Raw genomic sequence first — 10958 nt, forward strand, 5'->3', positions numbered from 1 at the left:
CATCCCCCATGAACTAAAGGGGCGCGGCCAGTTCGTCATCGAGCCGGGCGGCGCGCGGTGTGACCTCGAATTCCCGCTCAAGCAAGGCGCCAGCGTCCTGGAGACAAGCGCGCCGCAGCGGGCGACCGTATTTGGAGGAGCCCTGGACATGGCAGGTGGACCAGACCTTGGCGGCAAAACTGTCCTCGTCATCGAGGACGAATATTATCTGGCCACGGACGTTGCTCGCGCTTTGCAGGGTGCCGGTGCGGAGGTCCTCGGTCCTTATTCGAGCGAAGCCGACGCGCTCGCGGGACTCGAGGGGCATCGGCCGGACGTCGCCGTGGTCGATATCAATCTTGGAGCGGGTCCATCGTTTAAGCTGGCCGAGGCGCTGAAGGACGGCGGGATCTCGTTCGTTTTCGTTACCGGCTACGACGAGGAGGTGATCCCACCGGAATTCGAGCAAGTCGCGCGCCTTCAGAAGCCCATCCAGCTTCGGCAAATCATAAGCGAAGTGGCGAAGCTCGCAGGATCATCGGAGTAACTGGACTCTTTTTGGCCTTGCAGATGCGTGCACTGGGTCGGCGGGCTATGGCTCTCAATACCTTCGCTTGGGGATCGATACGTTCAGCGATGGCAGCTCTTCCCTTTACCGATCCACAACCTGCCGTTCCGAAATGTCCCCATGACCAGTCGCTCGGCAACGGCAGCTGTTGCTGGAAGCGGACGGTTGCAGCGACATCGTTGAACGACGTGGATTGGTCGGGAGCCGATGTAGCCCTCAGGAACCACATTCAGACGCTCAGGGAGCTTCGCCTCCTCCCCAACTCTCGAGGCCCATTCATCGCCGCCCTAGAGGGCGAGACTCTTGTCATCAGCGAGACCGCACCGCCGTTAGCAACCGATCGGCACGTAGTCGCTTGTCCACCGCGTCGACGAAGTCAATCACCATGGCGGCGAGGCTGCCGTCTTGGGCAGAGAGCCAGAACGCGCGATCGGCATGGGTGGCGAGAGGGAAATAGCGGTCGTTGGGGCCAACCAGCTTCCAAACTGGCCACGCGGTGCCCGATTTCGGCGCGCCGGGAAGACCTTTCATGGCTCCCTTGAGTCCCGCGGGCAGCCTCACGCCGTCGACGCTGTTAAGACCATAGTAGAACCAGCCGTAGCTGGCCGTATCCACCGCGAGACCGAATCCGAGGCTGGACTTGGCAGCGAAGCGGATGGTGATCGCGCTGTATCTAACCGGCCCGAGATCGGAGCGGGCGATGTGCCACCCTCGGCTGCGCGCCGCGTCTGCCACCGACGCCACGACACCCTCCAGAAGGCGCGCGCGGATCGCGCACCTGCTTCGACGATCGCCAGCGCCGGCTCCAGTGCGTCGCGGTCCCGCGTTACTAAGTCTATGAGGTCAGATTGCTCCTTCACGTCATCCGTCCCCATGAAGCGCTTGCCGATATGGCGCACGAGCCCCTCCAACATAGCCGAGACTGCGGGAGCCCGGCTAACAGGCATGCACGCCTCCAGCCAATCGATCAGCGCCGGGTAGCCGGTCAGCACTAGATTGCCGGCCTCAACCTCGCGGCTTACCCGGGCCGGCTCGATCGACGCCGCAGTTGGTCCATCGCCGGAACCGGAGAGATACACCAGGCAGTGCCCGTCGCGGCAATGATGTGCGAGATCGTCCAGGTACCTGGGCAAAGGCTGGTCGTTCGCGTCGGGCTTGTTCTCAATCGCCAGCGCCGGACCGCCGATTCTTACCAGTACGTCGATGTAGCCCCGGCCCTTGCCTGACGCGGTCGGCATCTCGGTGTAGACGCTCGCTAATGGGCACCCGTGACCCAGCTGCCGTCGAGACCCGCCCACTTGATGAACGCCTCGAGAAATCGGGCGCCCTGACCGTGGCTGCCCATCGGATCGAGGAGGTTTGCGAGGATGCGAGAGATGCCGTTCTCACGACTGTCGAGATAGTCGAGCAGGCAGAAATCGGGCGCGCGCATCTCTGCGTCCGCCGCCCGCTGCGCCGCCCGACCCTGGAGTAGATCCGCCGTTCCGGCGAGCAGCTGCATTGTTTGTATGAGCCTTCCCCTCAAGCGAAGCCACTATGTCTGGCAATTCGCACGTCCAAACGCCAGCCGTTAAGCGTGCTCGTGCTTTCGCTTGGAAATGGTCTGTCGGTGAGTTTGCTCGGCGACCCAGTTGCGGACACTCGCGATACCCGGGTCACTGCCACCGTTCTGCCGTTCGTTCAGCCCGGCCACGGCCGTGCTTTAGCGGGAGGCTATCGTCGTCAGTTCCTCGGCAAAGCGTATGCAAGCGTATAATCGCCATATCGCGTACCCAACGCGCCATGGCCGCCCGCCGTGATCACGATATATTGCCGCCCGTCGCGTCCACGATAGGTCATCGGCGTCGCTTGCGCGCCGGCGGGCAGGCGCGCCTTCCATACCACCTTGCCGGTATTGAGGTCGAAGGCGCGCAGGTACTGATCGGTCGTCGCGCCGATGAAGGCGAGGCCGCCCGCGGTGATGATCGATCCGCCGAGGTTCGGCACGCCCGTCTTGAGCGGCACACCCAGATGCGATCCGAACAGCCCGGTGTCGCGCGCCGTCCCCAGCACCTTCTTCCAAAGTACCTTGCGCGTGCTTAGGTCAACGGCGGTCAGATGGCCCCAAGGCGGCGCGACGCACGGCGCGCCGAAGATGCCAACCCATGCCTTCACCACCGCGACGTAAGGCGTGTTGTACTGGGTCTGGAGCTGCGCCTGCATGGCGTTCTCGCCGCCCTGCTTCTGTTTCATCATTGGCGCGACGCGCGGGTCGTCGCGGCGCATCAGCCACAGTTTGAACGGCATCTCCATCGTATTGACCGTCATCACCCCGCGCACCGGATCCACCGCCGCGCCGCCCCAGTCCGTGACCCCGTCAAAAGCAGGATGGCCGATGATCGGCTTCAGCGCCATCGGCTGATAGATGCCGGTGCCCTGCGCCCGGCGAATATCGATACGGCAGAACAGCTGATCGATCGGCGTCGCGCCCCAGGTGGCAACCTCGGTCGGGGCCGGCGGGGTGAAGCTGGGCATCCCGGTCGAGAAGGGCTGCGTCGGCGATACGCGCACGCCCGGGGTCGCGCCGTCGGTGCGCACCGGCCGTTCGGTGATCGCGGCGATCGGCGTGCCGGTCAGGCGGTTCAGAAAGAAAACCTGCCCCATCTTCGTCGTCTGGATCAGCGCGGGGATGACCTGGCCATTGGGCGCACGATAGTCGAACAGCGACGGGCCGATCGGCAGATCCATGTCCCACATATCGCGATGGACGAGTTGACGCGTCCAGCGCAGCTTGCCGGTGGCGATGTCGAGCGCGACGATCGACGAGCCGAACCGGTCGTCGAACGGTCGGCGATAGCCGATCCAATAATCGGGCGAGGCATTGCCTGTACCCAGATAGACGATCCCGTTGTTGGCGTCGGCAGTGATCGCGCCCCACACGTTGGGGGTGCCGCGGGTATAAGTCTGCCCCTCGGGCAACGGTGCGATCGCGTCCTGTGAGCGGCCGACGTCCCAGGCCCAGATCGGCACGCCCGACACCGGATCATAGGCACGCACCACGCCCGAGGGGATGTCGCGGTTAACGTTGTCGATGATCCGCTCGCCGATGATCAGCCGATTGTTGACGACGACGGGCGGTGTCGTGCCGATCTGATCGGACGGTCTGGAGGTGCCCATATTGGTACGCAGGTCGATCGCGCCGCCGTTGGCAAAGCTGGGGCACGGCCGCCCGGTATCAGCGTCGAGCGCCACCAGCCGCGCATTGAAGGTCGGCGCGAAGATGCGGCGCGGGCATGGCGTGCCCGTTGGTGCCTCGAAATAGGTGACGCCGCGGCAAACCAGATAGTTGTTGCCGGCGATCGGCGCATCTTCGTGCCAGCTCCACTTCGTCTTGCCTGTGGTCGCGTCGATTGCCTGAACAAAGGAATGCGGCGTGCAGGTGTAGAGCGTGTCGTCGATATGGATCGGCGTCGCCTCTGAATGATATTCGCGCTTATGGTCCTGCGTCTCGGCCGCCATCGGCAGGTCGCCCGTCCGCTGGGTCCAGGCAAGCTGTAGCCGGCCGACATTCTGCGGCGTGATATCGGCCAGCGCCGAATAGCGCCGCCCCGACAGCGTGCCGCCATAATCGCGCCAGTCGCCGTCTGCCTCGCCAATCGGGCGGGCGGGCAATGTCGCGGTGTCGGCTGGGCTCTGCGCCTCCACCCCCTCGCCCTGCAGCAGGACGCCGCCGATGCCGAGCGCCAGCAGCGCCGCCGCGGCAACGGGAGCCACGCGGGCACTCGACCGCCACATATGCGCTCGCCATCCGGTCAGCAGCACCAGCACCAGCAATACGGTTGGCGCGACCAGCCGGGGAATAAGTTGCAGCCCGTCGAACCCCACTTCCCACAGCGCCCAAAGCGCGGTGCCAACCCAGATCGCGATGAACAGCCAGCGGCCAAGTCGGGGTGCGCGGCCGAGCAGCGCACCGCTGACTACCATCGCGATGCCGGCGATCAGATAATAGGGCGACCCGGCCAGTGAGACGAGAACGGCTCCAGCCACCCCGAAGAAGCCGCCAAGGATAGCTACGCACCACGCGACCGCCAGCCTGTAGAGCTGAGCCATGCCCGTTCCCTTCCGACCTGTTTGCTGTTCAACGCGTGGGCCGGGCGGAAGTCTCAGGCGGCAGACACAATACGGCGCTATGCCTATCTCGTCGCGCTGCCCTGAGTGTTCGAGCAGGTTGGCAACTTCGGAGTAGCCGTTCTGTTCGACAGGGTAAGTTCTCCTGTGCACGGAGTGGCAGGACCACATGGACCAGATACGAACATTAACGGTCAATTCCGCGCATCCCGAAGGCGCCAATCGTTCACATCGTGCCATAACGCCCGACCCAAATTGTCAACTACTCGGCCGATCTTAAGCCGGCACGGTTCGCAAAAGAGGTCATGACCGCATAGAGCGGATGGCTTGGCGCCGTGATGGCGTGTGCTCGGTTCGCCTGCTATTCATCTGGTGCAAGCCAAACGCGAAAGGACCTGCCATGTCGCTCATCGTGAATGGGAAAGAGGTGAATGTCCCTATCGACCCCCGCGTTTCCCTTCTCGACCACTTGCGCGAAGGCCTGCATCTGAGCGGGACGAAGAAGGGCTGCAATCAAGGCGCGTGCGGGGCATGCACTGTGCTGGTCGACGGGGAGCGCATCTTGTCCTGCCTTGCGCTCGCAGTGCAATATGACGGGCGAGCGATCACGACCATTGAGGGGCTGGCCGACGGCGACGTGCTTCACCCGTTGCAGGCTGCTTTCGTCGAGCATGACGGCTTCCAATGCGGTTATTGCACCCCGGGGCAGATCTGCTCGGCGATCGGCATGGCCAGCGAACTGGAGCGCGGTGTTCCAAGTCACGTTAGCGCCGATCTTTCGGCCGAGGCGCGTTGGACGCGCGAGGAGATCCAGGAGCGGATGAGCGGTAACCTGTGCCGCTGCGGCGCGCACAACGGCATCGTCGACGCAATCCGGGCAACTTTCGCGGCAGAGGTGTCCGCATGACCCCCTTCGACTATACCCGCGCGACCGACACCGCCGACGCGCTACATCAAGGCGCGATCACCGGCACCGCCTATCTCGGCGGCGGCACCAACCTTGTCGATTTGATGCGTGAGACTGTCGCTCGACCCGAACGGCTGGTGGACGTCAGCGGCTTCCCCGCCACGATCGAAGAAACCGAGGATGGCGGACTGCTGATCGGCGCCGCCGTACGCAACACGGCACTCGCCGAACACCGCGCGGTGCGCATGCGCTATCCCCTGCTGTCGCGCGCAATCCTGGCCGGAGCCTCGGCCCAAATCCGGAACATGGCGACCGTGGGCGGCAATCTGCTGCAACGCACGCGGTGTACCTATTTCTACGACACCGAGGGGTCGCGCTGCAACAAGCGCCAGCCCGGTTCGGGGTGCGACGCGCGCGAGGGCTTCAACCGCATTCACGCCGTCCTCGGCGCCTCGGACGCCTGCTTCGCGACACACCCCTCCGACATGTGCGTAGCACTCGCCGCGCTTGACGCGACGGTGCACGTCGACAGCTCCGCAGGCGCGCGCACGATCCCCTTCGCTGATTTTCACCGCCTACCCGACGACCAGCCAGATCGCGACACCAGCCTCGATCCCGGCGAGCTCGTGACCGCGGTCGCGCTACCGCCGCTGCCGTCCGGCACACGGTCAACCTACCGAAAGGTCCGCGACCGTGCGAGCTACGCCTTCGCGTTGGTATCCGTCGGGGCGGCACTGAAAATGGAGGGTGATCGCATCAAGGATGTCCGCATCGCATTCGGCGGGGTCGCTCACAAACCGTGGCGCGCGACGAAGGCTGAGGCGGCACTTCGCGACGGTCGGGCGACGCATCAGCTCTTTCTCGAAGCGGCTGCGGCGGAGTTCGCCGAAGCCCGGCCGCTGCGTGACAATGCCTTCAAGCCAACGCTCGCTAGCCGAACGCTGGCGGCGGTCCTGGAAGAGCTGACGACGGGAGACGCGGCATGAGCATTCTCGACAGCGCCAAGCAGGCTGCGCAGGGACTGGTACAAGGCGCCATGACGAAGCTGGTGCCGCTCGCACCCGACAGCTGGATTCCCGGCGGCGTCCCTGACCCGCTGATCGCGCGTAAGCACGGGTTGATCGGCAAGCCCGTCTCGCGGCTCGACGGCGCGTTGAAGGTCCGGGGCGAAGCCGCGTTCGCCGCAGAGCATCGCTTCGCCGACATGACCTATGCCGCGCTCGTCTACGCCACCATTGCACGCGGGCGCATCACCGCGATCGACACTGCGGCGGCGGAGGCCGCTCGCGGTGTCGTGTTGGTGATGACCCATCTCAACGCGCCGCGGATGGCCACACCCCCGGTGTTCGGCTCCTCGCCTTCCGCGGTTGGTCCGGCCGACCTGCCGATCCTGCAGGACGATCGCATCCATTGGAATGGACAGCCAGTCGCCTGTGTCCTCGCCGAAACGCAGGAACAGGCCGATCACGCTGCCTCCCTTCTCGAGATCGCCTATGCGGCTGAGCCCTCGACGACGACGCTCGCGGCCGCAAAAACGAATGGCATCGAGCAGGGGCTGTTCATGGGACAGCCGTTGCTGAAGGAGGTCGGTGACGCCGAGAAGGCGTTCGCCGCGGCCCCGCACAAAGTCGACCGCGTCTACCGCACGCCGCGCCACAACCACAATCCGATCGAGCCTCACGCCGCCACCATTGCCTGGGTCGGCGATGAGCTGGTGATCCATGACGCCAGCCAGATGGTGACGCAGCAGGCGCAGACGATGGCGGACACGTTCGGCCTTGCGACCGAAAAGGTGCGGCTCACCTCGCCCTACGTGGGCGGTGGATTCGGCAGCAAAGGGCTATGGGACCACCAGGTCATCGGCGCCGCGGCCGCGAAGCTTTCGGGCCGTCCAGTTCGAATCGCACTGTCGCGCGAAGGCGTCTATCGCGTGGTCGGCGGCCGGACGCTGACCGAGCAGCGCGTGGCGATCGGCGCCAACGCGGACGGGCGCTTCCAGGCACTGATCCATACCGGCCTTTCGGTAATGACGCCGCACAATAACATGCCCGAGCCGTTCATCCTCGGCACCCAGGCCGCCTATGCCGCGCCCAACATCCGGCTGAAGGTAGAGGTGGCGCGAATGAACATGCTCGCCAACACCTTCATGCGCGCGCCGGGCGAGGCCGTCGGCACCTTTGCGCTCGAATCTGCAATCGATGAGCTGGCGGCGGAACTGGGGATCAACCCCGTGGAGCTGCGCCTGCGCAACGAACCTGAGAAGGATCCCACCTCCGGTCTGCCCTTCTCCTCGCGCCACATCGCCCAGGCATGGCGCGACGGGGCCGAACGCTTCGGCTGGCACGCGCGGCCTCCGCGCGGCACGCGGCGTGACGGTGAATGGCGCATCGGCGTCGGCTGCGCGACCGGCACCTACCCCTATTATCGCATGCCCGGCGCGGAGGCGCGCATCACGCTGACCCGCGACGGCGCCGGAGTGAAGGCGCTGGTCGAGGTCGCGGCGGCCGAAATGGGGATGGGCACGTCCACAACCACCGCGATCGTTGCGGCCGAACGCTTGGGCCTGCCGATGGACCAAGTCGAAGTGGGCTATGGCGACAGCGCCATCCCCGGTGCGATCATGGCCGGGGGATCGCAGCAGACCGCCGCGATCGGTGCCGCGGTAATCGCCGCTCACGGCGCACTGGTCGGCGACCTTATCAAGCTGGCCGGCAACGATTCCCCGCTCGCTGGCCTGTCGTCCGAAGAGGTTGGCTGTGTCGATGGTGGTCTTGCCAGCCTCACCGATCCGGGCCGCCACGAGAGCTATGCCTCGATCCTCGGTCGGTCGCAGCGGGACAGCATATCGGCGACCAAGGCGGGGTCGGCCCCTCTCGAGCTGATGCATTGGTCGATGCACTCGCACAGCGCGCTGTTCTGCGAAGTGCGCGTCAACGCCGTCACCGGCGAGACGCGCGTCAGCCGGTTCCTGGGCTCGTTCGATTGCGGACGCATCCTCAACCCAAAGACAGCCCGCAGCCAGTTTCGCGGTGGCATCATCATGGGGCTTGGCATGGCACTGATGGAGGAAACACAGTTTGACGAGCGCAACGGTCGGATCATGAATCCCAGCCTTGCTGAATATCACTTGCCGGTTCACCTCGACGTGCCCGAAGTTGACGTGATCTGGACCGACATTCCCGATCCCCATGCCCCGATGGGCGCACACGGCATCGGCGAGATCGGCATAACCGGCGTCGCCGCAGCGGTTGCCAACGCGATCTATGATGCCACCGGCACCCGTGTTCGTGATCTACCAATCACCCTCGATAAGGTGATTTGATAGGCGGGGGCCGGCGCTGACTTCACGCGATCGTTAGCATGAGCCAATTGGTTCGTTCAAAGCGCGAAGCGTAGGCTCACTAGCAGGAGTGACCCACAAGTGGACACTCACGCCCCCTTCCCCGCTTTCCAACTCAGTCGTCCATTCAACTCCGGGCTGTGCCCGCGCCTGATACCTGGTGGGATCGTGAATGGCGGAACGTGGCTGCAGTGGAGGAATTTGGTGCAGACAGCCGGAGGTGCGGTCGGTGCAACTGCACACGGGTAAAGTGATCTTATAGAGGTTTACAGAATATCGATAACATACCATAACCTCGCTATGGACCCGCGCCGTAACCCATTCGCCCCTGGCGCTGGCACACCGCCACCCGAACTCGCCGGGCGTGAGCCGCTCCTTGAGCGCACCCTTATCGCACTAGATCGCATCCGTGCTGGTCGTCCAGCACGCTCGACCATCTTCTACGGCCTTCGTGGAGTGGGCAAGACGGTGCTGCTGGGAGCTGTGCGTGAAGCGGTAGAAGCTGAGCGGATGCTTGCCGTGACGATCGAGGCACCGGAGAACCGTTCGCTGCCAGCGCTGATTGCCCCATCGCTGCGCGCGGGGCTGCTGCGGCTCGATCGAACCGCGCGTGCCGGTGCAGGCGTGAAGCACGCGTTGCGCGCACTCGCCGGCTTTGCCAAGCTCAAGCTCAAATATGATGATTTTGAGATTGCCCTTGATCTCGAGCCGGAACCCGGTTTGGCAGATTCGGGCGATCTTGATCTGGACCTAGCAGACCTGATGGTCGCCGTTGGCGAAGCGGCGCGCGAACGGGAAACTGCAGTTGTTCTGATGATCGACGAACTGCAATATGTTGCCGAGGAGCAGCTTGCAGCCCTTATCAGCGCCTTGCACCGGGCAAACCAACTCCGGTTGCCGGTAACCCTGGTCGGCGCCGGCTTGCCGCAGCTGTTGGGTCAGATGGGCCGCGCAAAATCCTATGCCGAACGTCTCTTTGAGTTCGTCAGCCTCGGCCCCCTCGACGAAGCCGCAGCGGCAGCCGCTATCCGTGTTCCCGTCGAGCGGGAAGAAGAGGCAATTACACCCGAAGCAGTGACGGCCATTGTGGGAGATACTCAGGGCTATCCCTATTTCCTGCAGGAATGGGGCAAGCATAGCTGGGAGGTTGCCGACGCATCGCCGATCACGGCGGCTGATGTCGATATGGCTCGCGCGGCCGCGCTTGCTGAGCTGGACGCCAGCTTCTTTCGCGTGCGCTTCGATCGGCTGACACCCGCCGAGAAACGGTATCTGCGTGCTATGGCAGCGCTTGGCCCTGGACCGCATCGTTCCGGTGATGTCGCCGATCAGCTGAAGGTCAAGGTCTCCTCGGTGGCGCCGACCCGAAACAGCCTGATCGCCAAGGGCATGCTCTTCAGCCCTGCGCATGGCGACACCGCCTTCACGGTTCCGTTATTCGATCAATTCATGCAACGAGTGATGCCCGACACTCAGGAAAATTGACGGCGACGGACAACGCCAAGCCAACCACATTGGCGGCCAGACCTATATTCGGTCATTGGAGACGTATTTCCCCCGCCCCAACTTTGGCCATTCGTTCATCTCGAATGAGCGTCCAATCTCATCGGTGAGGGCAAGTCGGCGAGATATGGTTTTTTCCAACCACCTATCGGGTCACCCGGGGGCGGCAGTCGGCAAACTCTACTTGATCAGCGGCCGAGTAGGCGCCGATATTCCGCCTCGGCGAACCCGTAGGTGTCACCCGCAAGCCGCAGCAGCCGCTCCCGATCACGCACGATCACACGCCCGCGTACGGAGCGGACAGCCTCATCCTCTTCGAGCTTGTGCAGGGCGTCGGTTACGCTGCTGCGACGGACACCGAGCATGAGCCTGAACTCCTCGTGCGTCATGCAGATGTCGTCCTCGCGTACTCGGTCGTGGTAGAGCAGGATCCATCGCGCCATCCGCCGCTCGATCGAATGCGCGAGCGACGAGACGATCGTCCTCGACATCTGGGTCAAGAGGTGGCTCGTTTTATCTGAACAGGCTCGCGGCATGGATAAGTGGATCGCCGC

At 64.2% G+C, this 10958-nt stretch carries 9 protein-coding genes and 1 pseudogene; 5 read left to right on the top strand and 5 right to left on the bottom strand.

From position 1 onward, the window contains the following. On the top strand, positions 1–526 hold a 526-nt coding region (locus tag Q0U08_RS12635; protein ID WP_298091747.1), incomplete at its 5' end, for a hypothetical protein. A gap of 330 nt (positions 527–856) precedes the next feature. Here Q0U08_RS12635 and Q0U08_RS12640 read toward each other — a convergent pair. From Q0U08_RS12640 to Q0U08_RS12650, 4 genes and pseudogenes are all read right to left on the bottom strand, one after another. Continuing rightward, positions 857–1291, bottom strand: a complete 435-nt coding sequence (locus tag Q0U08_RS12640; protein ID WP_298091748.1) for a hypothetical protein — start codon at positions 1289–1291, stop codon at positions 857–859. A gap of 206 nt (positions 1292–1497) precedes the next feature. Beyond that, positions 1498–1845 (bottom strand): annotated as a pseudogene (locus tag Q0U08_RS19880) (PD-(D/E)XK nuclease family protein); the annotation flags it as partial. Then, positions 1803–2048, bottom strand: a complete 246-nt coding sequence (locus Q0U08_RS12645; RefSeq protein ID WP_298091749.1) for a PD-(D/E)XK nuclease family protein — start codon at positions 2046–2048, stop codon at positions 1803–1805. The pseudogene Q0U08_RS19880 and the gene Q0U08_RS12645, both read right to left, overlap by 43 nt. 221 nt (positions 2049–2269) lie before the next feature. After that, positions 2270–4636 (bottom strand): membrane-bound PQQ-dependent dehydrogenase, glucose/quinate/shikimate family, encoded by a 2367-nt coding sequence (locus Q0U08_RS12650; RefSeq protein ID WP_298091750.1) that lies wholly within the window; start codon positions 4634–4636, stop codon positions 2270–2272. A gap of 418 nt (positions 4637–5054) precedes the next feature. Here Q0U08_RS12650 and Q0U08_RS12655 point away from each other — a divergent pair, with 418 nt between their 5' ends. From Q0U08_RS12655 to Q0U08_RS12670, 4 genes are all read left to right on the top strand, one after another. Continuing rightward, complete coding sequence (locus Q0U08_RS12655) at positions 5055–5561, top strand: 2Fe-2S iron-sulfur cluster-binding protein (RefSeq protein WP_298091751.1); 507 nt, start codon at positions 5055–5057, stop codon at positions 5559–5561. Next, positions 5558–6547 carry a xanthine dehydrogenase family protein subunit M gene (locus tag Q0U08_RS12660; protein ID WP_298091752.1) on the top strand — a complete coding sequence of 330 codons (990 nt, stop codon included), beginning with the start codon at positions 5558–5560 and terminating at the stop codon, positions 6545–6547. The genes Q0U08_RS12655 and Q0U08_RS12660 overlap by 4 nt, the downstream gene beginning before the upstream one ends. Beyond that, positions 6544–8883, top strand: a complete 2340-nt coding sequence (locus Q0U08_RS12665; RefSeq protein WP_298091753.1) for a xanthine dehydrogenase family protein molybdopterin-binding subunit — start codon at positions 6544–6546, stop codon at positions 8881–8883. Before Q0U08_RS12660 ends, Q0U08_RS12665 begins: the two co-directional genes overlap by 4 nt. 318 nt (positions 8884–9201) lie before the next feature. Then, complete coding sequence (locus Q0U08_RS12670) at positions 9202–10386, top strand: ATP-binding protein (protein WP_298091754.1); 1185 nt, start codon at positions 9202–9204, stop codon at positions 10384–10386. Positions 10387–10592: 206 nt separating this feature from the next. Here the strand turns inward: Q0U08_RS12670 and Q0U08_RS12675 are convergent. After that, on the bottom strand, positions 10593–10958 hold a 366-nt coding region (locus Q0U08_RS12675; protein ID WP_298091755.1), incomplete at its 5' end, for a Crp/Fnr family transcriptional regulator.

The organism is uncultured Sphingomonas sp., assembly GCF_946477935.1.
In the GTDB taxonomy this organism is placed as follows: domain Bacteria; phylum Pseudomonadota; class Alphaproteobacteria; order Sphingomonadales; family Sphingomonadaceae; genus Sphingomonas.

Coding starts and splice junctions, on each gene's coding strand:
- Q0U08_RS12645 (WP_298091749.1), bottom strand. CDS start 2,048: ATGCAGCTGCTCGCCGGAACGGCGGATCTACTCCAGGGTCGGGCGGCG.
- Q0U08_RS12650 (WP_298091750.1), bottom strand. CDS start 4,636: ATGGCTCAGCTCTACAGGCTGGCGGTCGCGTGGTGCGTAGCTATCCTT.
- Q0U08_RS12655 (WP_298091751.1), top strand. CDS start 5,055: ATGTCGCTCATCGTGAATGGGAAAGAGGTGAATGTCCCTATCGACCCC.
- Q0U08_RS12660 (WP_298091752.1), top strand. CDS start 5,558: ATGACCCCCTTCGACTATACCCGCGCGACCGACACCGCCGACGCGCTA.
- Q0U08_RS12665 (WP_298091753.1), top strand. CDS start 6,544: ATGAGCATTCTCGACAGCGCCAAGCAGGCTGCGCAGGGACTGGTACAA.
- Q0U08_RS12670 (WP_298091754.1), top strand. CDS start 9,202: ATGGACCCGCGCCGTAACCCATTCGCCCCTGGCGCTGGCACACCGCCA.